Source organism: Ruegeria sp. CF5 (genome assembly GCF_056537325.1).
The window spans coordinates 1-17,302 of sequence record NZ_JBQFRI010000008.1 but is presented as its reverse complement, the minus strand read 5'-3'; the positions used below and the strand labels follow the sequence as shown (position 1 = coordinate 17,302).

Sequence of the window (17,302 nt, the reverse complement as noted above, 5' to 3'; positions counted from 1 at the left end):
CAACCTTAGAAAGGACAGTTTAATGAGAGCAGTATTTGTCAGCGCAGCAATGGTTTTTGCCATGTCAATTCCAGCGATGTCAGGGCCATCCGGCGGCAGCCATGGTTCGGATCATGGAGCGGGGCATGATATGGACCACTCGGCGATGATGACAGCGGGAATGCCCGGAAACAAAGGCGAAGCCCGCCGGGCAATTCGCGTCAACATGAAGGAAACCGACGACGGTGAGATGATCTTCACACCCAACAGATTTGCGGTGAAGAAAGGGGAAACCATCCGGATCAAGATCTCGAACCGCGGGGAGCTTGAGCACGAGTTTGTGCTGGATACCCGTGAGAACAACCAGACTCACAAGGAACTGATGGCAAAAGGGCAGGATGAAAACGCGCATCAGATGCCCAATGCAATCACTCTGCAACCGGGTGAGAAAGGTGAAATCGTCTGGACCTTCACAAATGCCGGCGAGTTCGAGTTCGCCTGCCTGATCCTTGGCCACTACGAATCCGGCATGTTCGGAACCGCCAGCGTCAGTTAATCGAGTCGAGCTGCGCGCTGTGGTGGCGCGCAGCCACACTGCAAAAGAATTCCCCAAAATGGAAACTATGATTCACGCAACGGCTGAAGCTGTATTGCGGTTCTTCGGCATCGCCCTGGACGACGACGTCCCCCAAGTGCTGCATGCATTGTTACACATTGTCCTAATTGTTGGGCCCGCTCTGCTCTCAGCGCTGGCGGTGTATTACTTGGCGCGCCTTACAAAGAAATTCAGATCGAACAGCGCCCGGCGAGCAGAGCCATTCATCGAAGTTGAAGGCGTGGAGAAGTCATTGCTCGCGCATGTCTTTGCTAGGACCCAACCAAGGCAAATCTACCTTGTCATTCTGAGCCTCGCAGTGATGCCCGTTTTCTACCTGACATTAGAGTTGCCCAAACAGATTGTGAACAATGTACTTGGCACATCACACCAACAAGACGTCAGCTGGCTCTATTGGTCGTTTACGCAGTCAGAGCTTCTGAGTGTCCTAAGCCTTTTGTTTCTGGCGGCCATATCATTGAATGGTTTAATAAAATATCAGCTGAACACGGCAAAGGGCCGGGTCGCTGAGCGTTTTTTACGCCATCTTCGTTTGCGTATCTATCGTGAATGGCGGTTACAGAAAACGTCAGCGAGAAAGCCGGAAGTGCACCAGGTCATGGGGCCCGAGATCGAACCTTTGGGAGGGTTCGCGTCAGACTTTTTGACCCTTCCGATCACCCAGGGCGGGACGTTCGTGACAATCTTGGTATTCATGTTTGCCCAGGATCCAATTCTCGGGGCAGCTGCTATCGCTATTTTGCCTGTCCAGCTTACGATCCTTCCCAAGCTTCAAAAGCTGATCAATCGACTAAGCCGCTTGCGCATAATGCACATGAGGCGGTTGAGCCATAAGCTAACGTCGCAAATGGAACCAGAGGGGGATTTGCCCGACGACCTATCCGAGATTATTGCAACCCTGCGCAAACTTGAAGAGACGCGACTTCGAATTCACCGCGCAAAATTTCTGGCCAAGGCCCTCACGAACTTCCTGACCTCACTGACGCCGTTCTTTTTTTACCTTCTGGGTGGATTCCTCGTTTTACAAGATCGCATCACCCTTGGAGCACTGATTGCTGTACTCGCGGCTCACAAGGACTTTTCCGCCCCACTGAAGGAGCTGTTCCGCTTTTACCAACAGCTCCAAGACACAAAAGTTAGATACCGGGAAGTCCTTCGCTTTTTGCATAGCGCATGTCACGAATGACCGAATTCATGGCTGCGCCGCGTCAGGAAAAGCAATTCAGTCGCAACAGTTTTCGTGCTGCGAGCGCTTGCAACATGAAAATCGACTCACAGGTTGGGCTCGTAACCGACATTGGAGACAGCGCGGCATCGACCGAACAACAAGTCACGCTAACCTCGCAAACGGCCTAAAACCGCCATTTGACCACGCTGCTGGTGTTGCAGTGCAACTTCGCCAACGCGAATATTGGTCTTTTTACAAACCGTGTCGGGGATACTCAGGTGGTTGAGTTACCGGCCTTTTCGTTAACAATCTCGAGTATTCTGTTTCTTTGGATTTTTCCCGACGGACCTTTAGGAAGATCAAGCAAGATGTGAACTTCATCGGGTGATTTGAAGCGACCTAGCTGGGCTTCGCAAATCTTCGACAAATCCAAAGGTGTTAGTTCAGAACCTTCGCGAATTTTGACAGCAGCCTCGACGGTTTCGCCATAGCTGTCGCTGGGGCGCGCAAAAGCGGCGGCTTCAACAACGTCGGGGTGGGAATAAAGCGCCTCGTCGATCTCGCGCGGCGCTATGTTTTCACCGCCCTTAATGATCAGTTCCTTTAACCGACCGGTGACAAATACGTACCCGTCCGCGTCCATTCGGGCGATATCGCCCGTTCGCAGCCAGCCATCAGAGGTAAATGTGCCTGCTGTTGCATCGGCGTCTTTGAGATACTCCAGCATCACATTTGGTCCGCGAATGACCAATTCACCTTCGGTCCCGTTTGGGACCTGTCGAAGGTTGGTGTCAAAGATCGCCGCCTCATTGCCGTACGCGACGCCTGGAGATCCAATCTTGCGAACACCCGGAGGCAACGGGTTGGACAAAATTTGCGCAGCGGTTTCCGTTAACCCCATTGTTTCAACGATTGGGATTTCGAACCGGTCTTCAAAGGCGCGTTGTACGTCCGGCGCCAATGCTGAAGATGCGGAGCGACCGAAACGCACACGCTGGCGGGTGTCCGCATCTGGCTTGGTATCGGAGTGCAGCAGGTGAGATATTATGGTCGGCACAACCGAAAACCAAGTTGCCTCAACCTTTCCCAGGTTGCCCCAGAATCTGCTTGCCGAAAAACGCTCACACATGGCCAGTGATCCGCCCGAAACAAGCGTTCCCATGACGGTTACGCACAGCCCGTTGATGTGGTAGATCGGCAATACGCAAAACCCGCGATCAATTTCGGACAATTCATGAGCCACCGCTGTGGTCCAGCCACCGGCCAACAGGCTGGAATGGGTGTGAACCACACCTTTTGGGCGACCGGTTGTTCCGGACGTGTACATCAAAAGCGCATGGTCGCTGGGTGATAGATCGTACAAGCCGTCAACAGCAACGTCGGATTCTGCAACTTGTAGTGGTGTGACCTTAGCGGGATCGGCCGTCCGAGCGAACATATCCATTTGTTCAGGATGCACAAAGCCATAGCGTGCACCGCTATGTTCCAGCGCGTAGGCCACGGCGCTGTCACCCGCGACAAGGTTGATCATTGTTGCCCGGAATCCTCCGTAGAGCACTCCGCAAAGGACTTCCAAGGCCTCCCGGCAGTTGGGATAGAGGATGGCGACGCTTTCCCCCTTCGCGACGCCCAAACCGGTTAACATGGCCGCTACCCGGCGTGCAGTTTCGCGCAATTCGCACCAGGTCAGATCCGGCGACCCGTCAGGGAAAACGAACCCGGTTCCTCCCTGACTTGCTCGTAGATCAAGCCAGTCACGGACGGTTCCCTTCGGTGGCTCTGTCATTTGCCAGCCTCCGACCAGTAGTCGCCGAAAATCTCGTCCAACTCTGGTTCACGCGGCGATGTTTCACGTACAATCTTGGTGGTCTGAACAAAATGCCGCCAGTGCAGGTTGTTATCGATGGAATTGCCCCCCCAACTGCCGCAGCCCATGGAGAGGGAAAAAGGCATTCCATTGGTGAAGCTTCCGCCGGTGGCGAAGGTATGCGCCTGGTTTACGATAACCCGGCAGGTGGGCAGATCCCGGCCCAATTCAAGCGCGTGGGTATCATCTGCCGTATGAATACCAACAGAGTGCCCGGCACCTTGATGCGCCAGAATGCGGGTGGCGGTCGCCTTCGCTTCTTCGAAATCTGCGGCACGATAAAGCGCCAGAACCCGGCTGAGCTTTTCCCCGGACAGAGGATGGTCCGGGCCTATGCCCTCGGTTTCTACCGCCAGAAACCTGGTCCCCTCTGGCACTTTATCGGCTATCCCCAGTGCCTGGAGCATTTTGTCGGCGTCCTGCGCTATGACTGAACGGTTTAAGTGGCCATCGGGCCAAAGCCTCATGATGATGTCACCTGCGTTCGAAGACGGCACCAAGGCACCACCTTCGGCGGCCATCGCAGCAACGAAGGCGTCATAAACCGTACTCACAACGACCACTGCATTCTCGGAAGAGCAGGACGTCGCGTTGTCGAAACACTTCGACGCAGCGATCTTAGCCGCAGCGGCTTGCAGATCAGCAGTTTCGTCCACGATCACTGTTACATTGCCCGCGCCAACCGCGACTGCAGGAGTGCCACAGGACTGCGCGCGCTGGACGTTGTTTTGACTGCCGGTGCAAATCACCCGATCAACAGTTTCCATCAGTTGCTGTGTCTTGGCTTTTGAACCAGGCGCCGGGATCATCTGGACCAGATCGCGGTCCAGTCCCAGCTTATCGAATTCAGAGTGAATGTAGCCAATCAACATCTCGCAGGATGCGACCCCCTTGGGGGACGGCGCGACGACGATGGCGTTACCGCCCTTGAGCGCATTGATTATGTTATTGGCAGGTGTCGCAGCAGGGTTTGTCGACGGTACAACCGCGCCAATTACGCCGATCGGCCGAGCGATCTCGGTGATGCCGGTTTCCTGGTTTTCACTGATGATGCCGTGGGTTCTTGCATCGGCGATATCACGCAGCAGACCCAGAGTTTTCCGGTGGTTCTTCGTGATCTTGTCCTGCACGTTGCCCAGACCGGTGGTTTCAACAGCAGTCTCGGCCAGAGCCCGATTGCGCGCTGGCTCCATGATGGCCCATCCTGCCGCAAGTGCCGCTTTGTCATAAAGCGCCTGACTGCCACCAGCTTCGAAATCCCTCTGCGCCTTGCGCGCCTGAGCCACGATACGATCTACTTCGGCTATTTCGGGTGAAATTCCGTCCTGAGCGTTCATCTTGGTCCTCAATAGGTTGATCGGGGCGGACCCGCTCCGCCCCGCTGTTTCCGTCCGGCTCAGAGACCGGCCAGCAACTCGTTCAGTGTCTGCTGACGCTGAGCCCACATCTCAATCACCTCATCACGTGTCATGACATGCATCGGTGAACCGCCGGCTTTCATCTTCTTGGAAACCCGGTCGTTGGCGAACATTTCCGGCACAGTTGCCGCCAGTTTCTCGATCACTTCCGTCGGCGTCCCCTTGGGCACCATTACACCCCGGAAATTGACCGAGGAATTGTCCACATCCAGCCCCTGTTCCATCATTGTTGGCACGTCCGGCAGAAATGCGTTGCGCTCCAGATCAGCGACACCAAGTATTTTGACGTTACCTGCCTCTTGTGCGCGGAACGCGTCCGACAGGTTGTTGATGCCGCCCATGACTTCACCGGCGATCACCGCTTTCATCGCTGCGGCCCCACCGCCTTTGGTCGGGATATAGGCCATCTTGGTTCCCGCTGCCTTGTCGATCTGCAGAGCGGCAATGTGGTGGCCGACAAAAAGACCCGCCCCGGATACCGTCAGTTTGCCGGGGTTCTCTTTAGCATAGGTGATGACGTCCTCCATCGAGTTGAACGCGCTGTCTGCACCAACCACAAAAACCGCCGGATCAGCACCCCAGTTTGCTATCGGTTCAAAGCTGTCAGTTGAATACTCTACGCCGCCCTTGATCGATTGAGCGATGAAGTGCGGTACATTATAGGCCGCCAGAGTGTAACCATCCGCGTCCGCCTGAGTGGCGAACCAGTTCCAGCCTACGCGCCCACCTGCTCCGGGTTTGTTGATAATGGCAATCGGCATACCCAGTGCATCTTCGTTTCCGGCGGTCATAGTGACGATCCGCGCCTGAAAGTCGGTCGCGCCACCTGCGCCGTAACTGACCATCATCATGATCGGTCGTTCGGGGTATTCTTCGGCGGCTGCTGCACCCGTAAGGCTCATGAGGGCTAGTGCCGCCCCAGCAAGTATATGTTTCATTTGCGTTTCCTCCCAGATTAGGTTCAGACGCGCCCTGCGCGGTCAGAACAAAATTTCCTTTGGCGTGTAGACGTTCAAAAGCGTGGCAAAGAGCCCGTACATTACCGCCACGAAGATCACCGTAATCAGGCATCGCTTGAGCCAGGTTTTGAGTTCGGAGTGCGGAGCTGGATCATAAATTGACAGCAGAATGAAAAACGCGATCGCTGTCGCAGTGTAGAACCCAAGCGTTTTTGCCGCCCAGAAAACGTAGATCACCGTGATGATCAGGCCCGGCAGCATGTTTGTGAACATCGTACGGGTCACACCGTTCCCGACTTTGGACAGCCCCAGCACCGCCTTGCCAAACGTCCACCCCGCCAGAACCACAAAGACCGATGCGATAAGACGCGGGAACAGAAACGCCTCGGCCGGTTGCTGGGTATAGCTGACCCAGGTCACCCAAAGACCAACTGCGAAAACCAGACCAGACCCAAATACGTGTTGTGAACGGTTCATGCCTGCGCCTCCTCTTTGGTGGTGTAGCGACGGTGGCGCAGTTCCATCCAGACCGAGTACGCGACTGAGGCCAGCACCACTGCGATCAGCAGCAAGTTCAATCCACCGGTCAGGAAATACGAAGCTTTACCCACGGTGGCGTCCGCGATCATTCCACCTTGAATAAAGTTGGCCTCAGCGATGGGTCCAAGGATAAGCCCCAAAACCAACGGCGCGGCAGAGAAACCAAAGCGCTCTAAAAAGAACATTCCGATGCCGAGACAGGCCATGACATAGACGTCGCCCATCGATCCCTGCACCGAATATGCCCCAAAGACCGACAGGGCCAGAACGATGGCTGCCATCACTGATTGCGGAACCTGTGCAACACGCGCTGCAAGACCGGCAACATAAAGGCCGAAGATGCACATCAAGACCTGACCGATCAGCATGGAATTGATGAAGGTCCAGGCCACATCGGGATGATTGTCGAACAGGTCTGAGCCCGGAAAAATCCCGTGGATCAGCAATCCGCCCAGTAGAACGGCAGCGGTAGGACTGCCCGGGATCGAAAGAGTCAGCAGCGGCACCAGAGAAGGGCCAACCATCGCATTATTGGCGGATTCCGCGGCAATTACTCCTTCGGAATGGCCGGTTCCGAACTTGTCCTTTTCGGATGAGAACTTTTTGGTTTGATCATACGCGACGAGGCCCGCGATCTGCCCTCCCACCCCGGGGATCAGGCCGATGATCGAACCTGTAAGCGTGCCGATGCTCAATGCCCGTGTGCGGCTGAACAGTTCGCGAACGGCAGAAAGGATCGAGTGTCGCTGCACTTCAATAACCTCTGCGCCTGTATTGTACCGACCCTTTGCAAACATCGTCAGTACCTGCGGAATTGCGAACAGGCCGATCAGTGCAGCAATGATATTGATGCCCCCTCCCAAAGCGGGGTGAAAGATAAAGCGCTGTGCCCCCATGATGTCGTCAAATCCGATAGTGGCCAGCCACAATCCGATACAGCCCGAGAGCAGGCCTTTGACCACTGACGCGGAATCCAGGGTGCCGATCACTGTCACACCCAGAATGGCCAGCCAGAACAGATGTGAAGGGCCGAATGCCAGTGCCCATTTTGCCAGAACCGGCGTCAAGAAGATCAGCAGGAGTACACCAAAAATGCCACCCACGGCCGAGGCCAGAAATGACAACTGCAGCGCCCGCGCACCCTGGCCCTGCTTGGCCATAGTATGCCCGTCCAATGTCGTTGCGATATTGGCAGGCGCGCCGGGGATCTTTAGCAAGATGGCGCTGACCGCTCCGCCAGCCACGGTTGACGTGTAGGCAGCGCCCAGCAGGATCAGACCCTGAACAGCTTCAAGTTGGAAGGTAAACGGTATCAGAAGCGCAACAGCCATTGTGGGTGAAAGCCCTGGTGTCGCGCCCAGGATCAACCCCCCGATCGTACCGCCAAGCAGCAGCATAAACGACAGCGGTGTGAAGACGTCTCCGAAGTAATAAATGAATTCCATTCAGGGCCTCCCAACCCGTCGGTTCATACTTTTACTTTTGTTGACAATTCAGGGTAGGCGATGAAAATAGTATTGCAAATGTTTTCATAAATTCGACCTTGCGGGAGGATATTATGACTAATTTTCAAAAGGGTAAGGTGGATATTGTAGCGGTCGCAAAGGCCGCAAAAGTGTCACCATCCACGGTGTCGCGTACCTTCAATCACCCGGATCTGGTGAACCCTGCGACTCGCAAAAAGATCAATAGAGCAGTCCAAAAACTGGGGTACATCCGCAACCGGGCAGCACAGACGATGCATGGCAAGCGGTCGGGCACCATCGGATTGGTAGTGCCCACGATTAACCATGCCATTTTCGCCGAAGTCATACAGGCCTTTTCGGATTCAATCGACAAAGCCGGTTTCAGCCTTTTGTTGGCGTCGCACGGTTATGACCTCGATCGAGAATATGCGATGGTTCGTAAGTTTCTGGAGCACCGTGTGGACGGAGTGGCGCTGGTCGGGTTGGAGCATTCAGACGCCACCGCACGATTGATCGAACAGCAGAAGATACCGGCCCTGGCGATATGGAATTTTTCGGAGGAATCTCCCCTTCCCTGTGTTGGGGCCGACAACCGGTTGGCCGGGCGGTTGGCGACTGAGCATTTGTTGGAATTGGGGCACAGAAACATTGGTCTTATCTTTCCCACAACCAGTGGCAATGACCGTGCGCAGCATCGGCTGTCGGCCGTACATGACACACTGGATGCAGTGGGAGTTTCTGTCCCAATCGAACATGCATCGGAAGCGCCCTACAGTGTATCTCAAGCCAAAGAAGCGGCATTGACCCTTTTGGCCAAACAATCTCGTCCGACGGCTTTGCTTTGCGGAAATGACGTGATTGCACAGGGCGCCTTGTTTGCGGCGCAAAACCTAGGACTAAAAGTTCCCGACGACCTGTCGATTATTGGAATCGGTGACTTTAAAGGGTCTGCAGATGTTGAACCGGGCCTCACGACAATTCGCATCCCTGCAGAAACCATCGGAATACTCGCAGGCGAAAAGTTCACCGACTACATTACATCGGACGATCCAGCTCCATTTCGAATCCGCTGCGATTTGGAACGGATTGTCAGAGGAACAACAAGCCGAGCATCTATTTCCTAGGCAACCAAGACAAGCCCCTTCTTGCGCCGAGCAAGCAAGATTTGACGTCTACCTAAGTGCGGAGGCCAGTTGCTTTGGCGAATTAGAACAACTGGTCTTTAAGCGTATTGAGTGTCCGGTTTGTCACCTAATCCAAGTCGTGTTGCATTTGCAGCGAGCTTCCGCTTCCCGCCCAAAATTCCGCATGAAATCTGGGATTTCACCCTTTCGTGGCCAAGTCCCGATGCATCTCTTCCAGTAGAATTTGTTCAGCTTCTGACAATGACACCGCCGGATTTGCGATCAAAAAAACAGATGCATTTGGCTCATTCTCATAAGGCGGAAGACGGAATAGTTCACCTCTTGCCGCGTAGGGGTCGGCCAAGTGAACGGGAAGGAAGCCAATTCCCAATCCGCATTCGATCATCCGTCTGACTTCGTTCACATGACTGGATTGACCCCTGACATACTGACCGATTGAGGCACGGGCGCGGAATGCGGTCACGTCTCCCATGTGGCTGCCTCCCAAGACGTCTGCCGTGAACCCTATGAACGGTTCTCCTCTCAGGTCGATAGCAGCAAGATCGGCCTGCCCGGCAAGATGGTAGCCGGAACCGCAATAGAGACCGAAACGTTCATCCAGCAATGTCGTCGAATTCAGGCTTTGCGGGATAACGCCATCGCACAGGCCAAACGTCGCGGACCCAAGTTCTACCATTCGGATGACATCTGCGGTCGTCGCCACCAAGATCTCAAGCTCAACACCTGGGTATTTGCTAAAAAACCGGGTAAGCCGTTCATTGAAAACACTACTTTCAACATGATCGATCGAGGCAACCGTGATTTTGCCGGTCAAGGCCCGGGGCGCTTTTTCAAACGTCAGCGGCAGCCTTGAAATCGCCGAGTAGATCTCGGTCGCCTGATCGTAGAGAGCTTGACCGGCGGGGGTAACGGAAATCCGGTTCCCCTTACGCATCAACAGGCGTTTTCCGGTGCTTTGTTCCAGACGTTTGACGGCCAGACTGACTGCGGGTTGCGAACGCAGAAGCTCTTCCGCCGCTTTCGTCATGCTGTCGTTCTGCACGACCACCATGAAAGTATACAGAAGGTTCCAGTCCAGATTTCGCGCAAAGTCACTCATGCCATCCCCATACACCATAAATTTGGTTAATGCCAAATCTAAAAACTATAAATTTGAATTAGGCAAAGGGATCGGGAATCCTCCTTCATCAAATCCAGCAAACGATCGGGAGGAACTCATGTTTGCGAAAATTTCACTGGCTGCCGTCGCCGTATCCGCATTGGCAACATCGGCAATGGCCGAGGACAAAACGGTCCGCATGGGAACCGAAGGTTACTATCCGCCTTTCAACTTTTTCGACAGTGCGGGCCAAATCAAAGGCTTTGACATTGATGTAGGTAACGCGCTGTGCGAGCGGATGGACGTCAAGTGCGAATGGGTGACGACTGACTGGGACGGCATCATTCCGGCGCTGAACTCGGACAAGTTCGACACAATCATTGCCTCGATGACCATCACGGACGAGCGCAGCAAGGTTGTCAGCTTTTCCAAACCCTACTACTTCAATTCGATCCGCTTTGTCGCCGCCGAAGGTCATGGTCTGGAAAATGCTCTGCCTGCGGACCTCAAGGGCAAGATTATCGGCACTCAGTCAGCCACAGGCGAAGTTGAAATTCTTGAGCAGTATTTCCCCGACAGCGAGCTCAAACTGTACCCCAAGCTGGACGACGCGCTGCTTGATCTGGAAACAGGCCGGGTCGACCTTGTTCTGGCCAGCCAGTTTGTACTAGGCGACTGGCTGAAAACCGACGAAGGTGCCTGCTGCGAATTTGTCGGCGAAACCTTCCTGCCCGACTTCGCCAAGGGCACCGGTATTGCAGTACGACAGGACGACGCCGAGCTGCGTGACGCGCTGAATGCGGCGCTGGACGAGATCGTGGCCGACGGCACCTATGACAAGATCCGGGGCGAATACTTCACTTTCGACATCATGACCCAGCCCAAGAAGGCATCCGAACTTCTGGGTAACTGAGCAGTACGGGGTCCGCAATTGCCTGTGGACCCCACCGCAACCGGGGGACTTCACCCATGACAGATTTGCTTTCGCTACTGGCCTTCGGCGACGACGGCTGGGGAGATGAGTTATTGCGCGGCTTCTGGGTCACGATGGCTCTGGCTTTGGTGACGGCCCCGTGCGCACTGGCGATGTCGTTTGTCATAGCCTGGGGCAAGCACTCCAAGCGCAAATGGGTTCGTGCATTGGCAAATGGCTATACGACCGTGTTTCGCAGCCTGCCCGAGATTCTGACCCTGATCCTCATCTACTACCAGCTGCAGAGTCTGCTGAACTTCGCGGTCAGGCTGTTCGTTCCGGATGCAAACATCTCTCTCAATGCGTTCGCCGCCGGTGTGGTCGCCCTGACACTTGTGTTCTCGGCCTTGGGGTCTGAGGTTGTGCGCACGGCCTATCAGGCCGTTGGTCAAGGTCAGTCCGAGGCTGCAGCTGCGATGGGCCTTCATAGGGCACAAGCCTTCTTTCTCGTGGTCCTGCCGCAGATGTGGCGGCACGCCATTCCCGCCTTCGGGAATCTGTGGCTGATCCTGCTCAAGGATACCTCGCTTATCTCGATCATCGCAGTAAGTGACATGATGCGCTACGCCAACATGGCGATCGCCACCACGCGCGAACCGTTCTTTTTCTATTCGATCCTTGCGCTGATCTACGTGGCGCTGGCCTTCATCTCGGGGCAGATACAGACCGTTCTGGAGCGCCGCGCCAATCGCAATCTGGTCGGAGGGCGCTGAGATGTGGTCGCATGTAACTGACAACCTCGATCTGTGGATCGAAGGACTGCAGAATACGGTCAGCCTGACGGTATTCGGCTTCATCCTTGGCTTCCTTGTGGCCATTCCACTGGCCGCCGCACGATTGAGCAAGAATAAATGGCTGTCCCGTCTTGCCTATTTCTACATCTACATGGTGAGGGGCACCCCGCTGCTGGTGCAAATCTTCATCATCTATTACGGGTTGGGCCAGTTCCACAAAGAGCTTAAGGCGCTGGGTGTCTGGTGGTTCTTCCGCGATGCATACTATTGCGGGCTGCTGGCCTTCACGCTGAATTCGGCCGCTTATCAGGCCGAGATTCTGCGGGGCGGTATACTGGCCATTCCCAAAGGGACTATCGAGGCAGGACAGGCGCTTGGGCTGCACCGTTTTCAGATTTTCCGCCTGCTAATCCTGCCGATCACCGTTGCCCGGATGCTGCCCGCCTTTGGCAATGAACTGGTACTGCTGCTCAAGGCGTCGGCGCTGGTCAGCGTGATCACAGTTCGGGACCTGATGGGACAGGCGCGTTACCTCTTCGGTGAGACCTTCGATCTGAGCGTCTTTTATATCGCCGCAGTAAACTACCTGATCGTCGTTCTGCTTATCGAAGCAATCTGGCGGCACCTCGAAAACCGCAACGTCTGGCTCAAGTATAAGGGATAATTGCGATGAAGATTCAGGCAGACGACATCGCGTTCGGTCGCGAAGGCGTGTTTCGCACCGCGGCCGGCCCGGACGGAACTCATGTGGAAATGCCCTATTCCGGCATCCGCACATTCATGCGCCGCCGCCCCACCGTCGATATGGATGGGGTTGATATCGGAGTTTATGGAATTCCGTTCGATCTGACCACCTCGGGCCGCCCCGGCGCCCGATTGGGTCCAAGCGCGTTGCGGGAAGCAACCTCTCACCTAGCTTGGGGCGAGGTCTGGCCATGGGGCTTCGACCCGTTCGATATCCTTTCGGTCGTCGATTGTGGTGACGTGCCGTTCCGGCGCGGTCAGGTCGAACAGATGCGCGACAGCGCCATCGCCATGGCGCGCCATATCACATCATCCGGGGCCAGCACGCTTATGCTGGGGGGCGATCACTGCACCACTTATACTGCGCTGAAAGCCCATGCCGAAAAGCATGGACCTCTGGCGCTGATCCAGTTCGACGCGCATCGCGACACGCAGAAAAGCGACTGGTTCGATCACGGTACATTCGTGCATCACGCGATGAGGGAGGGGTTGATCGACCCTGAACACTCGGTACAGATCGGCATCCGCACATTTTATGAGGATGATGACCCGATCACCATTCTCTACCGTGACTGGATGCATGATCACGGCTGGCGTGGAGCACTGGAAAAGGTCCGAGAGGTTGTCGGAAATCGCCCCACTTATCTGACGATCGATATCGACAGTCTTGATCCGGCTTATGCGCCCGGCACCGGTACCCCTGTCGTGGACGGGCTGACCCCGAATGATATCATCCAGTTCCTGCGCGGCAGTGTTGATATGAATTTCATTGGCATGGATATCGTTGAAGTGTCCCCTCCTTACGACCATGCGGATGTAACGGCGCTGCTTGGGGCGTCTCTGGCGCTGGAATATATCTGTGCCCGCGCCGCGCAGAGAAAGGCCGTTTCATGACCCACCGCGTCGCCATCATCGAGTTCATCAACGAAAGCAACACATTCACCGTTATGCGGACGGGAATGGATGACTTTCACGCCTCACATTACTTCAAAGGTGATGAAATTCCGGCCAACTTCCGCGGCACCGGGTCCGAGGTCGGCGGTGCGATTGAGGTCGCCGAGGCGCGTGGTTGGACGCCCGTCTATATCACCGCCGCCCATGCCGAACCAAACGGTCCCGTGACCGAGGGAGCGCGGGCCGAAATCACCGGCGAATGTGCCCGCCGCCTGCGTGAAAACGGGCCGTTCGACGGAGTATTTGTCGCGCTGCACGGCGCGATGGTAACCGAGACCGACCAGGACGGCGACTGCCAGTTCCTTCGCGAAATCCGGGCTGTTGTGGGGGATGAGGTTCCACTGGCCATCACGCTTGATTTGCACGCCAACATTTCGGACGAGACGGCAGAGCTGGCGCAAATCGCCGTGTCGTTCCGCACCTATCCACACGTAGACATGCGCGAGGTAGGCGTCGAGGCCTGTGAGCTGCTGCATCGGGCACTTGAGGATGAGATCGCACCAAAGCTGTTGATCCGCCGCCCGCCGATGCTGGTGGGTTGCGATGATGGACGCACGACTGAAAACGGCCCGATGTGCCGCCTGCTGGAAGATGCCGCAGAGGAAATGCAGACCCCCGGTATTTTAAACGTCGCGATCAATGCCGGGTTCACCGATGCCGATGTCTGGGCCGCCGGACCATCGGTTCTGGTGACCTATGACACGCCCACTACTGCAAGCGAAACTGCGGCAGGCTGCGCCGAACGGATGTGCGACAGAATCTGGTCGTTCCGCGATCGGTGGGACCTGCCAATTCCGTTGGAAGATTGTATCGCGCAACTCAAAACCTCTACAGCAGGCACTGGCCCTATCGTGGTTGCGGATTTTTCCGACAACCCCGGCTCGGGCGCATACAGCGACTGCACCGCGTTGATCGCAGCCATGTTGGAGGCTGGAATTCAGAACGCGGCAGCCGGGGCGCTTTACGACCCCGTAGCCGTCGCCCAGCTCGTCACCCACGGTGTCGGCGCCACAGTCACTCTCCCCCTCGGTGGCAAAACCGACGCGTCCGTGGGTGGCGGGCCGCTGGAGGTGACCGGTAAGATCATGGCCATCAGCGATGGCAGCTTTACCTTCGAAGGTCCGATGTTCACCGGCCTTCCGGGCTCAACCGGGCAAAGCGTCTGCCTGCGGGTGCAGGGGATCGACATCATGATCGTGTCCGACCGGATGCAGATGCTCGACAAAAACGTATTCCGAGTTGTGGGGATCGAACCGGCGGACAAGACCGTTCTGGCCGTAAAGTCGATGCAGCACTTTAAAGGAGCCTTCGGCCCGATTGCGTCGCGCATCATCATCACCGACGCAGGTGGGTTGTGCACCCCCAACGTCAAACGGCGCACCTATACGCGCCTGCGCCGCCCTGTCTTTCCGCTGGATGAGATCAATGCCTGAGATTTTCGACATCGCCATCATCGGGGGCGGAATTACCGGGGCCTCCGCCGCATTTTTTCTGGACGGGCAGCGTTCGGTTGTCCTGTTGGAACAGGAAACCTCGCTTGGCTATCATTCCACCGGACGCTCGGCCGCGGAATTCACCCGCAGGTTTCATTCGAAAGTGACAGGGCAGCTCACGCAAGCCAGCAGTGACTTCATGATGCGGCCACCATCCGGGTTTGCCGAGGTCGACCTGCTGCGCCCGCGTGGCAACCTATTGATCGCCGACGCCGAAAAGGCAGACCATTTGCTTCAGGTGTTTGAGCACGAACGGGCAAACACACCTGAAGGTACATCGCCGGTCGAGTTGCTGAACATCGATCGAACTTTGGAGAAAATGCCCTTCCTCGACCCTGATTGGGTCAAGGCGGCGTTTTTCGATCCCGATTGCTGGGATGTCGAGGTGGAAAGCCTGTTGCAGGGATACACGCGCGGGGCCAAGGCCAAAGGCGCCGAAATTCGCCAATCCAGCGTCGTGACCGCCGCCCGTCAGGAAAGCGACCACTGGGTGCTGGAAACATCCAGTGGCGAGGTAAGAGCCCGCATGGTCGTCAATGCCGCTGGAGGTTGGGCTGATCCGATTGCCGGGATGTTCGGCGCTGACCCATTGGGCATCGTGCCCCACCGCCGCACGGCAATCAGCGTCAAGGTTCCGGATTTCGATGTATCCCACATGCCCGAGGTCAATGAGATCGACGAAGTGTTCTACTTCAAACCGGACGCAGGCCAATTGATGGTCAGCCCCGCGGACGAAACCCCTGTCGACCCGCACGACGCTTGGCCCGAGGAATTGGATATCGCTTACGCGGCCCATTACCTGAGCGAATGCACCACGCTGGAGGTCACACATGTCGCCCATAGCTGGGCGGGATTGCGCACATTTGCCAAGGACAGATTGCCCGTCATTGGGTTCTCGGGACAAGTCGATGGCCTGTTCTGGCTGGCCGGTGTCGGCGGATACGGCATCCAGACCTCGCCAGCGGTAGGCCAACTCGCCGCGTCGCTGCTGACCGGCGCAAATATGCCCTCCAATCTGACCGGGGCGGGCGTTGACGCTACCCTGTTCTCCCCTTCCCGTTTTGAAAGCTGACTCATGAAAATTCTCGATGCTGAAACAACGGCAGGCGTGCTTCCCTTTGGTGGTTTGATCGATCAGATGGAAGGGCTGTTCGCAAGCGGTCTGACTGCGCCCGACCGCCACCACCACACCATGCCGATGCAGGGTGAACCTGACGCGACGCTGTTACTGATGCCAGCCTGGACCGAAACACTGGGCTGCGTCAAAGTCGTGACGGCCACGCCGGGCAACTCGGCCCGCAAATTGCCTGCGATCGCCGGTTCGGTGCTGGTCTTTGACCGGACGACCGGCGAACATCTGGCCTTGCTTGACGGCGCCATACTGACGGCACGGCGTACGGCTGCGGCCTCGGCCTTGGGCGCACGGCTTCTGGCGCGGGAAGATGCAGAGAATCTGCTGGTCATCGGGGCCGGAAAAGTTGCCGCTCAACTCCCCGACGCTTTCCGTGCAGTACGCCCGATCAAGACCGTGCGCATCTGGGATGTTTTTCCTGCAGCCGCGGAACGACTGGCAGACACCCTGAAAGTGGCTGGATGGGACGCTCAGGCGGTGTCTGATCTGGAAACAGCGGTGCCGCAGGCCGACATAATCAGCGCGGCGACGCTGGCAACGGAACCGTTGTTAAAGGGGGATTGGCTGACACCCGGACAGCATTTGGACCTGATCGGTGCCTTCACCCCGGCCATGCGCGAGGCTGACGACCGCGCGCTTCAACGCGCCCGCCTGTTTGTCGACACCAAATTCGCAACAATTGAGGCCGGAGAGCTGAAGACACCATTGGAAACCGGCGCAATCGCCCAGACGGATGTTCTGGGAGATCTCTACGCGTTGACACAGGGTAAAACCGGCCGCAGCAGCACACAGGAAATCACTCTGTTCAAATCGGTAGGTAACGCGGTGATGGACCTTGCTGGTGCAATCACCGCCACACGGAAGCTGGAGGAGAGCAACCATGTCTGAACTTGCAATTGAACGCGAAATCGACCGCTCGAAGATGCAGGTGAGCGACGAGGTCGCCATCGAAATCACCAACATGAACAAGTGGTACGGGGCATTCCACGTGCTGCGCGACATCAATCTGACCGTC

The 17,302-nt window shown here is 56.3% G+C and carries 16 protein-coding genes and 1 pseudogene; 11 read left to right on the top strand and 6 right to left on the bottom strand.

All coding sequences use genetic code 11. The features are described from left to right. Positions 1 to 22 precede the first annotated feature (22 nt). Together ACR0NW_RS17350 and ACR0NW_RS17345 are read left to right on the top strand one after the other, a co-directional pair. Positions 23 to 535, top strand: coding sequence for a cupredoxin domain-containing protein (locus tag ACR0NW_RS17350; RefSeq protein ID WP_480451686.1), 513 nt, complete (start codon positions 23 to 25; stop codon positions 533 to 535). A gap of 58 nt (positions 536 to 593) precedes the next feature. Then, complete coding sequence (locus ACR0NW_RS17345; RefSeq protein ID WP_480451684.1) at positions 594 to 1,781, top strand: ABC transporter ATP-binding protein; 1,188 nt, start codon at positions 594 to 596, stop codon at positions 1,779 to 1,781. Between the two features lie 256 nt (positions 1,782 to 2,037). Here the strand turns inward: ACR0NW_RS17345 and ACR0NW_RS17340 are convergent, their stop codons facing one another. The 5 genes from ACR0NW_RS17340 to ACR0NW_RS17320 are packed head-to-tail and all read right to left on the bottom strand — an operon-like array spanning position 2,038 to position 7,992. Next, positions 2,038 to 3,549: an AMP-binding protein gene (locus ACR0NW_RS17340; RefSeq protein ID WP_480451682.1), complete on the bottom strand. Its 1,512-nt coding sequence runs from the start codon at positions 3,547 to 3,549 to the stop codon at positions 2,038 to 2,040. Further along, positions 3,546 to 4,967, bottom strand: coding sequence for an acylating sulfoacetaldehyde dehydrogenase (sauS, locus tag ACR0NW_RS17335; RefSeq protein ID WP_480451680.1), 1,422 nt, complete (start codon positions 4,965 to 4,967; stop codon positions 3,546 to 3,548). The genes ACR0NW_RS17340 and sauS overlap by 4 nt, the downstream gene beginning before the upstream one ends. A gap of 59 nt (positions 4,968 to 5,026) precedes the next feature. Next, positions 5,027 to 5,986, bottom strand: coding sequence for a Bug family tripartite tricarboxylate transporter substrate binding protein (locus tag ACR0NW_RS17330; protein WP_480451679.1), 960 nt, complete (start codon positions 5,984 to 5,986; stop codon positions 5,027 to 5,029). A gap of 42 nt (positions 5,987 to 6,028) precedes the next feature. After that, complete coding sequence (locus tag ACR0NW_RS17325) at positions 6,029 to 6,484, bottom strand: tripartite tricarboxylate transporter TctB family protein (protein ID WP_480451678.1); 456 nt, start codon at positions 6,482 to 6,484, stop codon at positions 6,029 to 6,031. Next, entirely contained in the window at positions 6,481 to 7,992 is a 1,512-nt protein-coding gene (locus ACR0NW_RS17320) for a tripartite tricarboxylate transporter permease (protein WP_170654400.1), read from the bottom strand. The genes ACR0NW_RS17325 and ACR0NW_RS17320 overlap by 4 nt, the downstream gene beginning before the upstream one ends. A gap of 113 nt (positions 7,993 to 8,105) precedes the next feature. Between ACR0NW_RS17320 and ACR0NW_RS17315 the strand changes: the two genes are divergently transcribed. Beyond that, entirely contained in the window at positions 8,106 to 9,137 is a 1,032-nt protein-coding gene (locus tag ACR0NW_RS17315; protein ID WP_480452008.1) for a LacI family DNA-binding transcriptional regulator, read from the top strand. Positions 9,138 to 9,336: 199 nt separating this feature from the next. Here ACR0NW_RS17315 and ACR0NW_RS17310 read toward each other — a convergent pair whose 3' ends face one another. After that, the gene (locus tag ACR0NW_RS17310; protein ID WP_480451676.1) at positions 9,337 to 10,257 is read right to left on the bottom strand and encodes a LysR family transcriptional regulator; all 921 of its coding nucleotides are present in this window, start codon (positions 10,255 to 10,257) and stop codon (positions 9,337 to 9,339) included. A gap of 118 nt (positions 10,258 to 10,375) precedes the next feature. Between ACR0NW_RS17310 and ACR0NW_RS17305 the strand changes: the two genes are divergently transcribed. From ACR0NW_RS17305 to ACR0NW_RS17270, 8 genes and pseudogenes are all read left to right on the top strand, one after another. Then, positions 10,376 to 11,170 carry a transporter substrate-binding domain-containing protein gene (locus ACR0NW_RS17305; RefSeq protein WP_480451674.1) on the top strand — a complete coding sequence of 265 codons (795 nt, stop codon included), beginning with the start codon at positions 10,376 to 10,378 and terminating at the stop codon, positions 11,168 to 11,170. Positions 11,171 to 11,226: 56 nt separating this feature from the next. Then, a complete protein-coding gene (locus tag ACR0NW_RS17300) occupies positions 11,227 to 11,943 on the top strand; it encodes an ABC transporter permease subunit (protein ID WP_170654408.1) in 717 nt (238 codons plus the stop codon). A gap of 1 nt (position 11,944) precedes the next feature. Further along, entirely contained in the window at positions 11,945 to 12,628 is a 684-nt protein-coding gene (locus ACR0NW_RS17295; RefSeq protein WP_480451672.1) for an ABC transporter permease, read from the top strand. A 5-nt stretch (positions 12,629 to 12,633) separates the two neighbouring features. Then, positions 12,634 to 13,602, top strand: coding sequence for an agmatinase (gene speB / locus ACR0NW_RS17290; protein ID WP_480451671.1), 969 nt, complete (start codon positions 12,634 to 12,636; stop codon positions 13,600 to 13,602). Next, positions 13,599 to 15,095 (top strand): M81 family metallopeptidase, encoded by a 1,497-nt coding sequence (locus ACR0NW_RS17285; protein ID WP_480451670.1) that lies wholly within the window; start codon positions 13,599 to 13,601, stop codon positions 15,093 to 15,095. The genes speB and ACR0NW_RS17285 overlap by 4 nt, the downstream gene beginning before the upstream one ends. Next, entirely contained in the window at positions 15,088 to 16,227 is a 1,140-nt protein-coding gene (locus ACR0NW_RS17280; protein WP_480451668.1) for an NAD(P)/FAD-dependent oxidoreductase, read from the top strand. Before ACR0NW_RS17285 ends, ACR0NW_RS17280 begins: the two co-directional genes overlap by 8 nt. 3 nt (positions 16,228 to 16,230) lie before the next feature. Next, positions 16,231 to 17,175, top strand: coding sequence for a bifunctional Delta(1)-pyrroline-2-carboxylate/Delta(1)-piperideine-2-carboxylate reductase (gene lhpI, locus ACR0NW_RS17275; RefSeq protein WP_480451666.1), 945 nt, complete (start codon positions 16,231 to 16,233; stop codon positions 17,173 to 17,175). Beyond that, positions 17,168 to 17,302 (top strand): annotated as a pseudogene (locus ACR0NW_RS17270) (amino acid ABC transporter ATP-binding protein); the annotation flags it as partial. The gene lhpI and the pseudogene ACR0NW_RS17270, both read left to right, overlap by 8 nt.